The sequence below is a fragment of the Bradyrhizobium sp. SZCCHNRI1009 genome (assembly GCF_032487575.1).
Taxonomy (GTDB): Bacteria; Pseudomonadota; Alphaproteobacteria; order Rhizobiales; family Xanthobacteraceae; genus Bradyrhizobium.
The window spans coordinates 67033-82821 of the sequence record NZ_JAUEUL010000009.1 but is presented as its reverse complement, the minus strand read 5'-3'; the positions used below and the strand labels follow the sequence as shown (position 1 = coordinate 82821).

The following is a 15789-nucleotide window of genomic DNA, read 5'->3' as shown; positions in this document are numbered from 1 at the left end:
AACTCTCATGAAAGTCGATGATGAATCACTGTCGAAGCCCGTGAAAATACGGGAATCGACGTGCGGCCGCGACGATTTGCCCCCCGGCGGCGTGCCTGCACAAGTTAATAGCCTCTTAGGCTGCGCTTCCTAAGTTGACCGAAACAATCAACTGGAAATGCACGATGCGAGTCGGTCAGCTCTTTGCGGTATCGATGCTCTCGGTCACGGCGCTTGCCTGTGTTCTCGGAGGCGAGGTGCTGGTATCTCACTATCGCGCCTACGCGAGCAGAACCGAAGCGATCAAGTCAGTCGACGCGTTCGCTGCCGTGCTCCTTGCAGGCCAGGCCGTCGCGGGATTGCGGGCGCCGTTCGTCACGCCGATGTTCCAGGACGTTCCGGCCACTCCTGTGCAGCTGGACGTCGTCGACAAGGCCGGGCAGCAGGCCGACGCCGCCTTCGCCAAGGCGAAAGCGGCCGTTGAGACGCTCTCCGACAGCCAAGCCATCTTCGACGGACTGAACGCCGCCAAGGCAAAGCTCACCGACGTGCGCACGATGGTCGACCGCGCCGTGAGATTGCCGCTGAATGCGCGCGACCCGGCAGCGATGAAGGGATTCCTGCCCGGCTTGACCGACGTGCTGAAATCGGTCGAGCCGCTGCTCAACCGCCTCGAGAACCGCGTCGCGACCGCCGATGCATCGCTGACGCCGCTGCTGTCGATTGCGCGCATCACGCAGGACCTGCGGATCACGGCCGGCGGCCGCGCCGCGATGCTGGCCCCGGCGCTCGGCGCCAAGCGTCCGCTGGCCCCGGCCGAGTATTCCAACATCGATCGTGCGCAAGGCCGGATCGAGGTCGATCGCGAACGGATCGAGTCGAGCATCGATCAACTCGGCAATCCTCCGAAAGTCGCGCAGGCGATGTCGGAGGCGGTCGAAGCGTATTTCAACAACGCTGCGGGACTGATCGAAAAGGAGATCGCGGCGTCGCGCAGCAATGCCGGCTACACGCTGTCACCGGAGCAGTTGGGCGGCACCGTCGTGCCGCCGATCGGAAAATTCCTGACCGTTCGCGACAATGCGCTGGCCGAGGCACGGACGCGCGCCGAGACGGCGCGGGACGATGCACTGGTGATGTTCGGGATCGGCAGCGGCGCGGTGCTCGCGCTGCTCGGCATGCTCGGCGTCGTGACCTTCATGCTGCGCCGTCGCGTGATCGCGCCGCTGGCTGCGCTGACCGGCGTGGTCGGCGACCTCGCGGCTGGCCGTGACGACGTCGTCGTTCCGGCCAGCGATCGGCAGGACGAGATCGGCACGCTCGCCGCCTCGCTGCAGGTCTTCAAGGATGCGCTGCTGGCGAAGAAGGCGGCAGACCGGGCCGCAGCGAGCGAGGCGGAGGCCAAGATCCAGCGTGGACAGCGGGTGGATACGATCACCCGCGAGTTCGAGGCCGTCATCAGCGAGATCGTCGATGTCGTGTCCTCGGCGTCGACGGCGCTCGAGAGTTCGGCAGGAACGCTCACCACCACGGCCGAGCAGTCCGAGCGGCTCGCCACCACCGTCGCTTCGGCGTCCGAGGAGGCCTCGACCAACGTGCAGTCGGTGGCATCAGCGACGGAGGAAATGTCATCGTCGGTGACGGAGATCGGCCGCCAGGTTCAGGATTCGGCGCGCGTCGCCAACGAGGCCGTGCAGCAGGCGCAGCGCACCAACGATCGTGTCGGCGAGCTTGCCAAGGCCGCGGCCCGCATCGGCGACGTTGTGGAGCTCATCAACTCGATCGCCGGCCAGACCAACCTGCTGGCGCTCAACGCCACCATCGAGGCGGCACGCGCTGGCGAGGCGGGGCGCGGCTTCGCCGTCGTGGCCTCCGAGGTGAAGGCGCTGGCCGAGCAGACCGCGAAGGCGACCGACGAGATCAGCCAGCAGATCAACGGCATCCAGGCGGCCACGCAGGAGTCGGTGAACGCGATCCGCGATATCGGCGAAACCATCGAGAAGATGTCGGAGATCGCCTCGACGATCGCATCCGCGGTGGAAGAGCAGGGCGCGGCGACGCAGGAGATCTCGCGCAGCATCCAGCAGGCGGCCCGTGGCACGCAGGAGGTCTCGGCCAACATCACGGATGTGCAGCGCGGCTCCAGCGCCACCGGTCAGGCGTCGGCGCAGGTGCTGAATGCGGCGCAATCGCTGGCCGGTGAAAGCACACGCCTGAAGCGCGAGGTCGCGCGCTTCCTGGGCTCCGTGCGCGCCGCGTGACGACGGGACTGCACGGCACTGCATTCCAACATCATGAGCGCCGGCTCGGACCGGCGCTCATATCATTCGCTCACTTGCCCTTGTCGAGGGTCTGCGCCATGTCGAGATGATGCTGCAGGGCCGGCAGGGTCTTGCCGCCCAGTCCTCGGTGGCGGATCGTCGCCGCCCTTCGCATAGCGCTCGAACAGCGACACCGGGTCGCAAACCTAAACCGAGAGATGTGCACGATGTCCCGACGAACTGGCGCGCGCGGCGCGGCGTGCCTGGTGAGAAGATGCCGCGAGCAGCCGGCGTAGCCGCAGAGCGTCGGCGGGCGCCGCGCTCTTCTGGTCGTTGTCGAAATAGGCGTAGACGTCGATGCCGTGCGACGCCCAGGCGCGAATGCGCTTGGCCCAGGCTTCGAGTGTCGCGTCCGGATAGTTGTCCTTGTAGCGGCCGCCCGGGCCATGGCCGCGCACATAGACGAAATCGGCCGTCCGCCTCCACGGCGCCGGCGCGTCGTGATGGTCCGACAGGCAGAGCGAGATGTTCGCGTCCCTCAGCAGGCGCATGATCGCCGGTGTGTACCAGCTCGGGTGACGGAATTCGAAGCTGTAGCGCCGGTGCGTCGGCAGCAGCGGGAGAAACGACTCGAGCCGTTCTCGATTCGCCTTCGAATTGCGGCGGCAGCTGGAACAGCACGGGGCCAGCCTTGTCGCCGAGCAGCGACAGCCGGCTCTCCATCAGCGCGATGCTGTTGACCGAGCGCGCAGAGAGGCGCTTCCAATGCGTGATGAACTTGGAGGCCTTCCAGGCGAAAACGAAATCGGGCCCGGTCTGATCGCGCCAGCCACGGACGGCAGCTTCCGTCGGCGTCCTGTAGAACACGCCATTCAGCTCCGTGGTCTCGAACTGGCTGGCGTAGTAGGGCAGCTGATGTCTGATCAGCAGTCCCGGCGGAAAGAACGCGCCGCGCCAGGACCCGTAGTGCCATCCCGATGTGCCGATCACGACCCGGGCCATCATCGTCCTCTCGCCGAGACCAGACCTCGAAAGCAAAGCGTCGTGAGGGCGTTCGGGTTCCTTTCAAAGCCGCAGCAGACGATACGGCGCGCGCTCTAGCGCTCGGCGGCGTGCAGCACCGGTGCGCTCAACAGCTCGTTGATATGCGCCGCCGTCTCCGCCTGCATCGCCTTCTTCAGCATGATGTCGCGCTCGGGGCCTACGGGAAGACGTGCTGCCGCTTCGCGGGCAGCTGTTGCAGCCTGCTGCAGCCGCTGGCCGAACGACACTGTCTGCTTACGCCGGTTCCGGGTGACGCTCATGGCGAACTCCTGTTGCTTCGAACAGAAGTCTGCGAGCCTGTCGGCCTTGTGTCGCTAACACACGTTAGCGTGCAGTTCACTATCCCTGGAGGTCCTGTTGGAACAAGACGACAGCGTCGTGGTGCTGATTAGTTGTTCGATCGATCTGGGTCATTGCCCGGAACGCTGAGATGCACCTCGTGGCCTTGCTTGATGGCCAGCGTCGCGGCTGATGCAGCGGATTCGAACGCAGCCTCCTTGGTCGCGTAGTCGCCATGGGCGTTGCCGTCATGCAGAACGCTCCAATGATCGTCGACCGCGACGATGGCGTATTGAGCCAGTCCCATGTCCTCCTCCATTCTTCGCGTCATTGGGTCGAAACGCTCGGGGACGCCCGATGCCGTGCCGCGGGCGCGGCTCGTCTCGGCGGGCACGAGACCAACCAGAGCAGGTTGCATCCGTTCCTGCGCATGCGGACCAGCCCTGGCTGGATGCGCCCGCTTCCCGATGCCGGCGAACCGCGGGGCAGCCGGCCCGTTCTCAGCCCTTGCGTTGGGTCTACCCCGCGGGCCGATAGCCTGTTAAGCAACGGCGCAGGACGGGGCGGTCCCCGCGGAAGAGACTGAGAGGAAGCGGCAATGATTCAGACGGTCGGCATCATCGGAGCAGGCACCATGGGCAACGGCATCGCGCAGGTTTGCGCGGCCGCGGGCGTACCGGTCGTCATGGTCGACATCTCCGAGCAGGCGGTGGCGCGCGGGCTCGCCACGGTGGGCTCCAGCCTCGATCGCCTGGTCAAGAAGGAGAAAATGACGGCCGCCGACAAGGACAAGGCGCTGTCGCTGATCACCGGCACTGCCGACAAGGCGAAGCTGTCGAGCTGCGATCTCGTCATCGAGGCCGCCACGGAGAACGAGGAGCTGAAGCTCAAGATCCTCAAGGACCTCTGTGCCGGCCTGAAGCCCGAGGCGCTGATCGCGACCAACACCTCCTCGATCTCGATCACCAAGCTGGCCACCGCCACCGATCGGCCCGACCGCTTCATCGGCATGCACTTCTTCAATCCGGTGCCGATGATGGCGCTGCTCGAGCTGATCCGCGGCCTGCAGACCTCGGATGCGACCCATGCGGCCGCCGCCGATTTCGCCAAGCGGATCGGCAAGGTCGCGATCACCGCGAAGAACAGCCCGGGCTTTGCCGTGAACCGCATCCTGTGCCCGATGATCAACGAGGCGATCTTCGCGTATTCGGAAGGCATTGCGACCGCGGCGGACATCGACGAGGGCATGAAGCTCGGCTGCAATCATCCCATCGGTCCGCTGGCGCTGGCCGATCTGATCGGCCTCGACACGATGCTGTCGGTGATGGAGGTGTTCTACAATGGCTTCAACGATCCGAAGTATCGGCCGGCGCCGTTGCTGAAGGAAATGGTGGCCGCAGGCCAGCTCGGCCGCAAGACCGGCAAGGGCTTCTACGACTACGGCAAGTAGCTACAGCCAAGTAGCTACGGCATTGTGCGACGCGAGCGGCGGGTGGCCCATGCGCCCGCCGTGCCTCGGTTGACGATCGACTACTCGGACGACGGATTAGCGGACGACGGATTGGCTGACGACGGATTGCGTTGACGATGGATTGCGTTTCGAGGCGCGCGGGAGGACCACAGAACCACAGCTCCCCAAATGAGAGCTGCCGAGTTCGCACTGATCCGATGATCCAGATTCACGGCACAGCGCCGGGTGGGCAAGGGGCCATGCCTCGCTGATGCAGCCCACAAAGCCGCGACCCGGCGTGCCGTTCGTGATTTGCCGCTATGCGATGGTCCGAGCGATTACCGTCGCACTCAGCGGGCCTGGTACGGAGGTGGAGTCATTGAACCTCCCTGCAATCAGATGGATCGTCGTCGTTCCAACATCATCGGCACCATGAGCGGCTACCGCAATGGACGACGGCAGCGATCGTCCTCCCGGCGGCCGGCGCTGTCAAGGCGCAACATGACGCATTGATGAATTCGACGTGACAGGTCCGGTCGATCCTGCGCGCGCGGAGAGACTCTGGTCCGCCTTGGAGTGATGACAAACCCGTGCAAATCATTACATGAGGGCAGCCGGCCGATGAGGCTATGCGGTTGCGCCTTGCTCGAGCTCGTGTCGTTCGCATCGGCCGACATAAGGATCTGCAGCGGCGATTCACAGAGTGTGGCTCGGGTTGCGGCCTTTCGGGGAACCAAAGAATTCGTGGTGTTTTGTTTGCCGCGAAAAGCAAGGCAGGAGAACAGCGATGAGAGCAGTTGGCATCATTCTGACGACGGTCGCAATGTTTGTGGGAACTCTGCCTGCTCTGGCAGCGGAGCAGGGTACGGCGGGCATGGTCACGGGGATCAACCGTCTCAACGGCACGATCGCGATCAAGCGCATTCCCGATGGAACCGTCGGCGCCAACACGGCCGGAGCAGCCCAGGAGTTCAAGATCAAGGACAACGCCATGATCGAGAACATCCACGCCGGCGATCGCGTGACGTTCTCGACGTCTGACGCCGCCACACCGACGATCGTCAAGCTCGATCGGCAGAAATAGCCATCATAGCCGGATCGAGGGGCGCGATGAGACAGTGCGGTGCTCTCCGCGGACGGGGCGTATGGCGTCTCGGGCTCTGGATGATGATGGTCGTCGGGAACTGCACTATTGCGACTGCGGCCCCGACCGACCTGTACCAGGCGCAGACGGTCGTGACCGGTCAGGGCGAGGACAATCGTCGGGCGGCCTTTGCAGCATGTCTGGAAGACGTGCTGATCAAGGTGTCCGGTGCATTTCAGCTCAGAAACGATGCAAGGCTCGCACCACTCGAGGCGCGGGCCGCGGAGTTCGTCACCGGCTTCGATTATCACGATCAGATGTCGGGCAAGCCGAAGCATGACGAGCAGGGTACGCGCGACCGTCCATATGACCTGACCGTGTCATTCGATCGCGCGCGGATCGATCAGTTGCTTGCGAGCTTGAACATCAAGCCGTGGCCGGCGCCGCGCCCGTCGATTGCCCTGATTGTGACGATGACGTCGGGCGGTCGCACTTTCTTCGTTGCATCCGACGACCGGAGGTCCGATCTGCAGCGGGACGCGCTGCGCGCAGCGGCCGTCAAGCGTGGGCTCGAGATCGTTCTGCCAAGCGCCTCCGAGGTCTCGAAGGCCGCTATTGAGCGCACCAAGTTGAACGATGTCCAGCCCGCGGCGGTCGCGTCGTGGTTTCCCGGAGCCGATGTCATGCTCTTTGGCGATCTCACCTGGGACGATTCCGAACTGGGCTGGGTCACGCAATGGCGCCTCGATCGCGCCGGCAAGCAGGACCGGTGGCAATTCCGTGGCGTGACGTTCGACGAAGCATTTCGCCGCGGTCTCGGTGGAGCAGCGCAACTCCTCTCCGACAACGGAGCGCCGTGAGGTTGCCGCGATAGTCTGCGACCGTCCCTGTAAAGTGGATGCCTGAGCCGCGCATGCGGGCACGAGAGTCTCGCGCCCGAGCTCGCTCCGGCAAACAGGCAGGAGGGTGCCCGTGGTGAAACTCAGAACGTGTCTCGTTGCTGCGCTGTTGATTGCCACGTCCGCCTCGCTGGCCGTGGCCGCGCCGGGCCTGGTGCGCACCGCGGCCACCATGCGCGCAGGACCGGGCCCAGGTTTTCCCGTCGTCGAGCGCATTCCGGCCGGTGCCAGGATCACCATCCATGGCTGCATTCAAGGCGGCGCGTGGTGCGATGTCAGCTTCGGAGGCGAACGCGGCTGGGTCGCGGCGCGGACGCTCGCCTATCTGTATCGTGAGCAGTACGTTGAGCTGCCAGAATATGTCGAGTACGTGCCGACTGTCGGCTTCACGCTGACCACCTATTGGAGCAGCTTCTATTTCGGCCGGCCTTGGTATCATCGGCATGCGTTCTGGAACCGCTACTGGCATCGCCATCCGCCGGTCATGGCGCAAAATCCGCCTCAGCCTGGCATGACCCCGGGGATGCCGGGGCGCGGTCCCGGCGGGGTGATCCAGCCGGGCGCGGTCGCCGGCACAGGCCAACGATCCGGACCGCCTTCGGGCATGCAAGGTCGTGTGCCGCCTGCGACGGCCGCCGGCCCCGCCGCACCTCCGGTCGTGGCTGGTGGTCCCGCGCGAGTTGCAACGCCACCCATGGTGCAGCCGTTGATGAGCCGAGGCAGCGGTGCGCCGCAGAGCGCCCGCGCGCAGATGGGCGGCATGCGCATGATCGGGACTTCGCCGCAAATCGGTTTGGCGCATATCGGGGGCGGCCCCGCCATGGGTGCTGCGCGTGTGGGCGTCAGCGGCCCTCGCGGTGGCGGGCGTTCCGGCCCGGGCGGTGGTTTCCGCCGGCACTGAATCTTCAGCACTGGCGTGGTGTCCGGATTGTGAAGGCGGCGTGCAGGCCGGCGCTGGCGACGGCGGGTGCGATGACTACATGGATGTCATTCCTCGATGCCTCCCCATTGTTCTCGCCTATCGTGAAAAAGCCCGTGCTCGCTTTCCTGCTGCTCATCTTCGTGCCCATCTCGCTGTCGGCCGCGAACTATCTGCGCGGCGATCGCCGCGGCAGCTGGCAGACCGCGGACCGTTCGAGCGCGGGCCTGCTGCCATCGCCAGCTCAGCATGCCGACGCGGTGGTCCGCGTATTCGCTGCGCGCACGGTGCGTTGGCGTGGCATCTTCGCGGTCCACACTTGGATCGTCGTGAAGGAGAAGGGCGGCCCGCGCTATACCCGCTACGACTACACCGCGTGGGGTGAGCCGATCCGGGTCGATGGCTTCGCGCCCGATGGTCGCTGGTTCGGCGCGTTGCCGGAGACGGTGCTGGCCGTCGACGGCGAAGAAGCCGAGCGGGTGATTCCGAGGATCCGCAGCGTGATCGAGAACTACCGCTTCCGCGCCTATGGCGACTACAATGCTTGGCCGGGACCGAATTCGAACACCTTCGTGCAGGCGGCGCTGAACGCGGTTCCTGAGCTGAACGCCGTGCTGCCGCCGACCGCAATCGGCAAGGACTTCCCCTTTGACGGCTGGTGGGGGCGCACGGCGTCCGGGACCGGTCTGTTCGTATCGCTCGGCGGCTATCTCGGTGTCACCGTCGGGTGGATCGAGGGCGTCGAGCTGAACTTCTTCGGGGGAGTTCTCGGCGTCGATCTGCGCCGGCCGGCGCTGAAATTTCCCGGGATCGGCCGCCTCGGCATGCCACCGGCCTGAGGCCCACGATCTGCCTGTCAGGCACTGGCTGGCATGCTGCTTGCTGCGAGCCTCTTCAGCGCGCCTGCGATGTCGCGGATGCGCCAAAACGCCAAGCGAGGCGAGAAGAGGCGGACGATGAGCACGCTGTTTGCGATCTGCGCGACCTATGAGGTGGACGATGGCGCGGCGCGTGGCTTTGTTCTCCAGCGCCGCGAGCCCGACGGCAGCGCCAAGCCTTGGCCGATCCTGGTCACGCGCAAGGGCAACAACTTCTACGGCTTCGAGAATGCCTGCCCGCATCAGGGCGCCCGCCTCGACAAGCATCCGGGCGAGTTCATGGACGAGGAAGGTAATTTCCTCGTTTGTGGCGAGCATGGTGCCCAGTTCGACCTCGATACCGGACAATGCTTCATTGGGCCCTGTCAGGGCCGGACGTTGTCTGTGGTCGAGCTTGTGATCGACGACGGTGACATCTGCCTCTCCGGGATCGATCTGGACGAGGAGGACGGCCTCGACATCGACGATCCCGAGGATGACGTGCCGGAGGTGCAGATCACATCGGATTGAGGCTGAGCGCCGGCCCCCCGACCGGGTCAGCGTTTCTTCCGTTCAGCGCGGCTGTAGTTGCTGAAGTGCCCCTCGCGTGCTGCCTGGCTGCGAGCGGCCTTGATCAGGCCGGGGCTGCGCGCCGGCGGCGCCGGTAGCGAGGGCAGGCGGGTCAGCTTGCGGCTGCCGCAGGTCGGACAGACAGGCTTTTCAGACATCCCGATCAGCAACTCGACATCCTCTGCGCAGGCCGCGCAATGGAAGCTGTAGAATGGCATGACGTCATCCCTCATTGTCGCGAGGGTGCATTGCACGAAGCGGGCCAGCGCAATTGCGCATCGAATTCGCCGCTTCGGGGCTCGTTTGCATGCGAGCGGCAGCAGTTTTTTGCTGCGGTGTCCCGAATGCGACGCGGCTGGGGTCGAACATTCGACAGCCGTGCAGAGCTCCTCCGTCCGGCCGGCCCCGGATATCCGGTCGCCGGCCGGACGGACAAAGCGGATCAGGCGCTGGTTTTCGGCACGTACTTGCCGGCGACACACTTGTAACTCTGCAGATGCCACTCGTGATAGGGACTCTTGGACATCCAGTCTGCGATTCCGATCTGCGCGCTGACGGCGCAGGATGTCATCGTGATGCCGGACATCTCGCTGTTGGTGACGACCTTCTCCATGCAGAGCTGGCCGTTGCATAGCATTGCGACGAGAGTGACGAGCACGTTGATTCTGCCTCCAAAGAGTGGGACCCGGTCAGGATCGAGAAAGCAGAGTTCATGCCAAGTTATGAATCCAGGTCGTGCTGCTACGGGACGGATTGCTACGGGTGTCACTTCATGGCGACAGAAGCGTGATGGATTCACTGCTTGGATCACGCAGCGTTCGGCAACTGGCCCGTGTTTGCTGCTCGATCATTTGGCGATTTGCTCGTGTTGCGTGGTTCGGCCTGAGTGCCGAGGCTGAGCGGGGCCTATTGCGTCAAATAACAGGCAGCGCCTGCGCAGTCCTGCGGCGCTCGCGGACATTGGCTTCGGGGGCTTCGGGCGGAGTATCGCCGTTCATTGGCTGAATCAGAGTTCGGTTCGCACGGGCGTCCGCAGACGAACCGTCGATCCCCAGGATGATATCCGGCCTGATGCCAGACTTCCGGTGGCGCTGATATAGACGCCCCGACGCCCGGTGCTGGGAGCCTCCGCGTCGTCAGGCCTCGTTCAATCCGGCACCTCGATCGGTCAGGATCTTCTGCCCCTTCGCTGTCAGCTCGTAGATGTCGCCGTCCTTGGCGACATAACCCTCGCGGATCAGTCCATCGAGTTCGTCCTGCCGGTCGGGTGAGAAGGCGATTGCCTGGCCGATATCCGAAAGCATCGCGATCTGGTCGTCCGTCAGCATGGCCATCCTCCCGTTGTTGATCCGAACGCCATGGCGTCGCGAATGTTCCGGGAGCACGAGGCCCTACGCCTTGCGCACGAACTCCGACTTCAGGTTCATCTGGCCGATGCCGTCGATCTTGCAGGCGATGTTGTGGCCGTCGCTCGCCTCCTGCAGGCGGATGTTGCGCACCTTGGTGCCGCCCTTCACGACAGACGACGATCCCTTCACTTTCAGGTCCTTGATGACGATGACGCTGTCACCGTCGGCCAGAACGTTGCCGTTGGCGTCGCGGATGCTGGCGTCGTCGCCGGCCGCCGCCGCAAGGGCGGCGTCGCCGCTCCATTCATGGCCGCATTCGGGACAGACCCACAGCGCGCCGTCCTGATAGGCGTGCTCGGAGCGGCATTGCGGGCAGGTCATTGCGTCGGTCATCTTATCCTCGGGCGCGGCAGAAGCGTAGCGTTAGAGGCTCGGATGGAACCGGGCAAGGAAAAATCCCGGGGGAGGGCAGCGCGCGGCGCAGATGGGCTGCGCGCCGCCATCGTCGGTCGGCAGCGTCACGCCGCCTTGCGCTCGGGGGCCTTGGCAGCCGGCGCGGTCTCGGCCGCTTCCATCGCCCGGAGATAGGTGTCGAGCAGCGTCTCGTGCTCGTCGCGCTCGTCCTGGTCCTGCTTCCTGAGCTTGATGATCTCCTTCAGGATCTTGACGTCGAAGCCTTCGCCCTTGGCCTCGGCGAACACTTCCTTCTTCTGCTCGTTCAGCTCCGCCAATTCGCCGTCGAGGTGCTCGATCCGCTCGATGAAGGACCGGATGCGCGCGCCGGGAATGCCGATCTCTGACATGGTGACTCCTGTACTAATGGGACGGAGAAAATGCGCGGCAGTTCGTTGCCAATGTCTTAACGGGCGCGCTTTGCCCACATCAGTGAATCCGACGTGCTTAACGCGGAACCGGGCGGGCTCTCGATGTCGCCGAGCGGGCGCCATGCGCTAGCTCCGCTCCGCCGCCGAGAGCTTCTGAAACTGCTTCTTCATCGCATTGACGCGGCCGAGATAGCCCGCGACCGAATGGTCGCCGCAGCGCTCGCCATCCGCCGGCTTGAAGCCGCGCCGCGCGAATCCGGCCGCCGGCCCGGCGCCGCACAGATGAATGACGGCTGCGAGATCCTGCCGCTGCTGCGCGCTCGGCTTGGCGCCAGGCTGCCGTGCGAGCACGGCGGCGACCTGGCGGTCGAGCGAGATCGCCGTCAGCGCCACCGCATGCGCCGGCCATGCGCGGACGTACAGGCTCGGCGACCCGCAGCCGTCGCTGACCACCTCGTGATCCCGGATGCAGAACCGTGCGGCGTCGGCAAAGGCGCCGTCGGTCATCTGGAACAAGCCGACGGCGCTGGAAGCCGGCTGATACAGCGCGAACGGATTCCACGCGAAGCGCCAGCGCCAATAGGTGCGCGCCACCGGATTGCCCGAGCTCTCGGTCTGCGCCAGGGCGGCGAGCAGCTCCGGCGTGATCGATCCTGTCGAGCTCTCACGGAACAGCGCGCCATATTGGCGCCACGTCTCCTCCGGCTCCTTGTCGAGCGAATGACCGGTCACCACGAACAGCTCGGTCGGCTTGCGCAGGACGTGATAGGCCAGATTGACCAGCGCGAAGGTCAGGAGCAGCACCAAGGCGCCGCAGGTGATCTTGATCCACCGCGGCGCCGCGCCCACCGTCCGGCCCAGCCACTGCGCACCGCGCCCTGCGATTCGCTTCGCATCGCGCCGCAGCGCGCGCCAGCGGCTGCCGCGTTGCGGCTTGCGCGTTTTTTGTTGGCGTGGAGCAGCGGATTTCGGCAACTGATTACCTCGGGCGCCGGTGTGCCGGTCCATGGTTAAGGAAGAATTTGTGCAATCGCGTCATCCTGCCACTTTCTGGTGTGAGGCGGTGCGTGATGAAGAAGTCGGTCAGTACTCTGCTGATGGTGCTGTTGTCGGTGCTGGCGGCGGGCATCCTGGCGTCCACGGCGATCCTGATGAGCGGCGCCGCGGGCCGCTATCGCGAGAGCGTCGCGACCGAGCATTTGACCGCGGCCGACAAGGCGATCTTCCAGAACGTCCTGGTCATGCGCGCCCACCGCGGCGACATCCAGAGCGTGCTGCTGAGCGAGGACGATCCGCGCGCCAAGCTCACCGAATATCAGGGCATCGAGGCCAAGGGCTATGACGGCATCGTCGCCGCGCTCGCCGGCGTCGACATGCCCGAGCGCGACGACCTCATGGCCAGGTTGAAATCGAGCTGGGACGCCACGGTTCCGCAGTTCAAGCTGCTGTTCGATGAGGCCGCGAAGCCGCGCGCCGAACGCGTGCTGGCGCATACGCAGCCCTGGTACCAGGCCATGACCAAGACGCTGGACGCCGCCAACGCCGCCTCGCTCGCGGTCTCCAACCGCGCCTGGATGACCGATCCGGCGATCGCCAAGATGGTGCAGGCGCGGCGGCTGGCCTGGCAGGTCCGCGACCGCTACGGCCTGCAGTGCTCGGCGCTGCGTCCCAACATCAACGCTTCCAAGCCACTCGACGACACCCAGAAGGGCGCGGTCGCGCAATGGCGCGGCACCGTCGCGGCCGGCTGGTCCGGGCTCGACGACCTCCTGGCGGGGGGCGGCAGCGCCGCACTCGCCGGGGCCGTGAAGACCTCGCACGCCGAGGTCGAGGCCGCCCATCAGCGCATGGACCAGCTCACCAAGGGGTTTGACGGCAGCGGCAAGCCGGCGATGCCGGCGCCGGAATGGAACGCGTTCTGCCAGGGCCCGTTCGCCGGCATCATCGCCGTCGGCATGACCGCGCTCGACGGCTCGATCGCGCGCGCCGAGGAGATCAGGACCGCCGCGTTGAGCAGCCTGGTCGTCCAGTCGCTCGCCTTCCTGGCCGCGCTCGTGGTGGCCGGCCTGGCGCTGCGCGCGGTGCGCGTCCGCCTGATGCGCCCGGTCGGCGTCCTGATGCAGGCGATCCAGCGCATCGGCCAGCGCGACTACCAGACCCCGGTGCCGCAATTCGCTCATGCCGACGAGTTCGGCGCCATGGCTGCCGCCCTCGAGGGCCTGCGCGAGAGCGCCGCCACCGCCGACCGGCTGTCGCGCGAGCGCGAGCTCGACCAGGGCCGCCGGCTGGAGCGCTCGCAGGCGATCGACAGCGCCTGCAAGAGCTTCGACGACACCGTGCAGGCGGTCATCGTCAGCATGGGCAACTCGACCGGCCAGCTCGATTCCAGCGCCGGCGAGGTCCGCAAGCTCGTCGACGAGTCCACCGAGCAGACCGCCGCGGTCGCCAGCGCCGCGGAGACCGCGACCAGCAATCTCGAGACCATCGCCGCCGCCACCGAGGAGCTGACCGCGTCGGTCTCCGAGATCGCCGCGCAAGTGCAGGCCTCCGCGGCCGATGCGCGCCAGGCGGTGGAGAAGGCGGCGCAGACCAACGCCACCGTCGAGATGCTCGACCGCGCCGCCAACCGCATCGGCGAGGTGGTCAAGATGATCACCGCGATCGCCGCGCAGACCAATCTGCTGGCGCTCAACGCCACCATCGAAGCGGCGCGCGCCGGCGAAGCCGGCCGCGGCTTCGCCGTGGTCGCCGGCGAGGTCAAGAACCTCGCGGCGCAGACCGCGACCGCGACCGACGATATCACCCGCCAGATCGCCGAGATCCAGGCCGCCACCGGCGAGTCGGTCGAGGCGATCCGCGCCATCAGCCACAACATCTCCAGCATCGACGAGAAGATGACGGCGATCGCCGCGGCGGTCGAAGAGCAGCGCGCCGCCACCACCGAGATCTCGCGCAACTTCCAGCATGCCGCCCAGGGCACCCGCGCCGTGACCGACACGATCGGCTCGGTCGCGGCGCTCAACCGCCAGACCGGCAATGCGGGCGCGGCCATGGTCGACTCCGTCCGCCGCATGTCGACCGATGCCGATCGTTTCCGCGTCGCGGTGGAGGGCTTCCTCGGCACCGTGCGCAAGGCCTAGCATCGGCCAAGCGGACGCGATCCCGCGGCGCAGATGGCGCCCGAGCCTTGCCGGTCGTTGGCCCTCTGAAGGGAGAGGGCGCGGGGAATGCCGGGCGCTGGCCGCACCCATGGCCCGCCTGCAGAAGATAAGCAGGCGGCAGTCACCACAGGTTCAGCCGAGGCATCCCGGCATTCCCCGCGCGATGGTTTTCACGCTTATAACGCGATCTCCCCGGTGTCCGGCTTGTAGCCACCGTCGCACGGCGGGATCATCATCACCGCCGCACTTGGCGCCAGCTTCGGGGCGCCAGGACCACGCGTCTTCACGTCCGCAAGCGTGCCGTTCGTCGGCGGGCCTCGAGCCCGCTGCGGCACACCCACAGCCACCGCATCTCCGGCCCACGTCTCGTGACGATCGCGATACGCCCCTCTCGGCGGGCCAGGATGGGCGTAGACAATCATGAATTCAGAAAAATAGAAAGTAATTTATTTTTATCGGAAGGTCTGGACACGACCGATCAGCCTGATGGTGTTGGCGAAATCAGCCGCGAGGCGCAGCAGGATTTCGCCGCGCATGACGCTGTCGGAGGGTGGGCCAAGCGACGCCGCTGGCGGCGCGTGCCCACCATCGGCGCCGGCGGGTGCGGACGGTGGGCACGGCGCGCGAACGATGTTGCGCGACGAGATCGAGCCGGGCGGGCCTTTGCCCACCCTGCGGCTGCGTCTGCGCGGAGGCGCGTCGCGGAACACATCTCCCATCCGCCGGTTGAAGCTGCTTCCACATTAGCCACGGAGCACTCCCCCAATGCAGGACATCAGGGAACACATGGAAGTCATCGGCGCCGACGGCGCGCATGTCGGCACCGTCGACCGCGTCGACGGCAACCGCATCAAGCTGACCAAAAAGGACAGCGGCGAGGGCAGCCACAAGGGGCATCATCACTTCATCGACAAGGGCCTCGTCGCCGGCGTCGAAGGCGACAAGGTGCGGCTGTCGGCCATCGGCGCCGTCGCGGTGACGATGGAGGAGGAGAAGTAGGGGCGGGGATCCTCCTGTCTCCGTCCTCCGCTCGCAGTGATGCGCCCTTGCTCTCCTACGCGACCGGCCCGTGACGTGTAGGGTGGGCAAAGCGGCGCTGTCAGGCGGCGCGTG

General features: G+C 65.9%; 17 protein-coding genes and 1 pseudogene. 9 read left to right on the top strand and 9 right to left on the bottom strand.

Annotation, left to right across the window (positions count from 1 at the left end; genetic code table 11):
- The first annotated feature begins 164 nt into the window (after positions 1 to 164).
- Entirely contained in the window at positions 165 to 2240 is a 2076-nt protein-coding gene (locus QX010_RS17535) for a HAMP domain-containing methyl-accepting chemotaxis protein (RefSeq protein WP_316180825.1), read from the top strand.
- A 206-nt stretch (positions 2241 to 2446) separates the two neighbouring features.
- On the opposite strand, the pseudogene QX010_RS17530 reads toward QX010_RS17535, so the two are convergent.
- From QX010_RS17530 to QX010_RS17520, 3 genes and pseudogenes are all read right to left on the bottom strand, one after another.
- Positions 2447 to 3242: pseudogene (locus tag QX010_RS17530) on the bottom strand (DUF72 domain-containing protein).
- Positions 3243 to 3337: 95 nt separating this feature from the next.
- Positions 3338 to 3544, bottom strand: coding sequence for a hypothetical protein (locus tag QX010_RS17525; protein WP_315800208.1), 207 nt, complete (start codon positions 3542 to 3544; stop codon positions 3338 to 3340).
- Positions 3545 to 3672: 128 nt separating this feature from the next.
- On the bottom strand, positions 3673 to 3870 hold the full coding sequence (locus QX010_RS17520; RefSeq protein WP_315755672.1) for a hypothetical protein: 198 nt from the start codon (positions 3868 to 3870) through the stop codon (positions 3673 to 3675).
- A gap of 291 nt (positions 3871 to 4161) precedes the next feature.
- Between QX010_RS17520 and QX010_RS17515 the strand changes: the two genes are divergently transcribed.
- The 6 genes from QX010_RS17515 (at position 4162) to QX010_RS17490 (ending at position 9303) form a co-directional block, all read left to right on the top strand.
- Complete coding sequence (locus QX010_RS17515; protein WP_315800207.1) at positions 4162 to 5013, top strand: 3-hydroxybutyryl-CoA dehydrogenase; 852 nt, start codon at positions 4162 to 4164, stop codon at positions 5011 to 5013.
- A 787-nt stretch (positions 5014 to 5800) separates the two neighbouring features.
- The gene (locus QX010_RS17510; RefSeq protein ID WP_315800206.1) at positions 5801 to 6097 is read left to right on the top strand and encodes a copper-binding protein; all 297 of its coding nucleotides are present in this window, start codon (positions 5801 to 5803) and stop codon (positions 6095 to 6097) included.
- Between the two features lie 80 nt (positions 6098 to 6177).
- Positions 6178 to 6957, top strand: a complete 780-nt coding sequence (locus QX010_RS17505) for a DUF2066 domain-containing protein (RefSeq protein WP_316180822.1) — start codon at positions 6178 to 6180, stop codon at positions 6955 to 6957.
- Between the two features lie 112 nt (positions 6958 to 7069).
- Entirely contained in the window at positions 7070 to 7897 is an 828-nt protein-coding gene (locus QX010_RS17500; RefSeq protein ID WP_316180821.1) for an SH3 domain-containing protein, read from the top strand.
- Positions 7898 to 8031: 134 nt separating this feature from the next.
- Entirely contained in the window at positions 8032 to 8754 is a 723-nt protein-coding gene (locus tag QX010_RS17495) for a DUF3750 domain-containing protein (protein ID WP_316180819.1), read from the top strand.
- 117 nt (positions 8755 to 8871) lie between these two features.
- Complete coding sequence (locus QX010_RS17490) at positions 8872 to 9303, top strand: Rieske (2Fe-2S) protein (protein ID WP_315800204.1); 432 nt, start codon at positions 8872 to 8874, stop codon at positions 9301 to 9303.
- Between the two features lie 26 nt (positions 9304 to 9329).
- Here QX010_RS17490 and QX010_RS17485 read toward each other — a convergent pair whose 3' ends face one another.
- The 6 genes from QX010_RS17485 to QX010_RS17460 all read right to left on the bottom strand — a co-directional run bounded on the left by QX010_RS17485 (position 9330) and on the right by QX010_RS17460 (position 12421).
- Positions 9330 to 9560, bottom strand: a complete 231-nt coding sequence (locus QX010_RS17485) for a zinc ribbon domain-containing protein (RefSeq protein ID WP_316180817.1) — start codon at positions 9558 to 9560, stop codon at positions 9330 to 9332.
- 224 nt (positions 9561 to 9784) lie between these two features.
- A complete protein-coding gene (locus QX010_RS17480; RefSeq protein WP_315800202.1) occupies positions 9785 to 10000 on the bottom strand; it encodes a hypothetical protein in 216 nt (71 codons plus the stop codon).
- A gap of 478 nt (positions 10001 to 10478) precedes the next feature.
- Positions 10479 to 10670, bottom strand: a complete 192-nt coding sequence (locus QX010_RS17475) for a hypothetical protein (protein WP_315800201.1) — start codon at positions 10668 to 10670, stop codon at positions 10479 to 10481.
- Between the two features lie 63 nt (positions 10671 to 10733).
- Complete coding sequence (locus QX010_RS17470) at positions 10734 to 11084, bottom strand: zinc ribbon domain-containing protein YjdM (RefSeq protein ID WP_315755663.1); 351 nt, start codon at positions 11082 to 11084, stop codon at positions 10734 to 10736.
- 125 nt (positions 11085 to 11209) lie between these two features.
- The gene (locus tag QX010_RS17465; RefSeq protein WP_316180815.1) at positions 11210 to 11494 is read right to left on the bottom strand and encodes a DUF2312 domain-containing protein; all 285 of its coding nucleotides are present in this window, start codon (positions 11492 to 11494) and stop codon (positions 11210 to 11212) included.
- A 147-nt stretch (positions 11495 to 11641) separates the two neighbouring features.
- Positions 11642 to 12421 carry a transglycosylase SLT domain-containing protein gene (locus QX010_RS17460; RefSeq protein WP_316181018.1) on the bottom strand — a complete coding sequence of 260 codons (780 nt, stop codon included), beginning with the start codon at positions 12419 to 12421 and terminating at the stop codon, positions 11642 to 11644.
- A 164-nt stretch (positions 12422 to 12585) separates the two neighbouring features.
- On the opposite strand from QX010_RS17460, the gene QX010_RS17455 reads away from it, so the two are divergent.
- Positions 12586 to 14655, top strand: coding sequence for a methyl-accepting chemotaxis protein (locus QX010_RS17455; RefSeq protein WP_316180813.1), 2070 nt, complete (start codon positions 12586 to 12588; stop codon positions 14653 to 14655).
- A 786-nt stretch (positions 14656 to 15441) separates the two neighbouring features.
- Positions 15442 to 15675: a DUF2171 domain-containing protein gene (locus tag QX010_RS17450; RefSeq protein WP_315800199.1), complete on the top strand. Its 234-nt coding sequence runs from the start codon at positions 15442 to 15444 to the stop codon at positions 15673 to 15675.
- Positions 15676 to 15789: the final 114 nt, after the last annotated feature.

Excerpts from the sequence above, each read along its gene's own strand:
- QX010_RS17455 (WP_316180813.1), top strand. The coding sequence starts at position 12,586 with ATGAAGAAGTCGGTCAGTACTCTGCTGATGGTGCTGTTGTCGGTGCTG.
- QX010_RS17470 (WP_315755663.1), bottom strand. The coding sequence starts at position 11,084 with ATGACCGACGCAATGACCTGCCCGCAATGCCGCTCCGAGCACGCCTAT.
- QX010_RS17535 (WP_316180825.1), top strand. The coding sequence starts at position 165 with ATGCGAGTCGGTCAGCTCTTTGCGGTATCGATGCTCTCGGTCACGGCG.
- QX010_RS17505 (WP_316180822.1), top strand. The coding sequence starts at position 6,178 with ATGATGATGGTCGTCGGGAACTGCACTATTGCGACTGCGGCCCCGACC.
- QX010_RS17525 (WP_315800208.1), bottom strand. The coding sequence starts at position 3,544 with ATGAGCGTCACCCGGAACCGGCGTAAGCAGACAGTGTCGTTCGGCCAG.
- QX010_RS17475 (WP_315800201.1), bottom strand. The coding sequence starts at position 10,670 with ATGCTGACGGACGACCAGATCGCGATGCTTTCGGATATCGGCCAGGCA.
- QX010_RS17490 (WP_315800204.1), top strand. The coding sequence starts at position 8,872 with ATGAGCACGCTGTTTGCGATCTGCGCGACCTATGAGGTGGACGATGGC.
- QX010_RS17485 (WP_316180817.1), bottom strand. The coding sequence starts at position 9,560 with ATGCCATTCTACAGCTTCCATTGCGCGGCCTGCGCAGAGGATGTCGAG.
- QX010_RS17510 (WP_315800206.1), top strand. The coding sequence starts at position 5,801 with ATGAGAGCAGTTGGCATCATTCTGACGACGGTCGCAATGTTTGTGGGA.
- QX010_RS17515 (WP_315800207.1), top strand. The coding sequence starts at position 4,162 with ATGATTCAGACGGTCGGCATCATCGGAGCAGGCACCATGGGCAACGGC.
- QX010_RS17450 (WP_315800199.1), top strand. The coding sequence starts at position 15,442 with ATGCAGGACATCAGGGAACACATGGAAGTCATCGGCGCCGACGGCGCG.
- QX010_RS17520 (WP_315755672.1), bottom strand. The coding sequence starts at position 3,870 with ATGGGACTGGCTCAATACGCCATCGTCGCGGTCGACGATCATTGGAGC.
- QX010_RS17465 (WP_316180815.1), bottom strand. The coding sequence starts at position 11,494 with ATGTCAGAGATCGGCATTCCCGGCGCGCGCATCCGGTCCTTCATCGAG.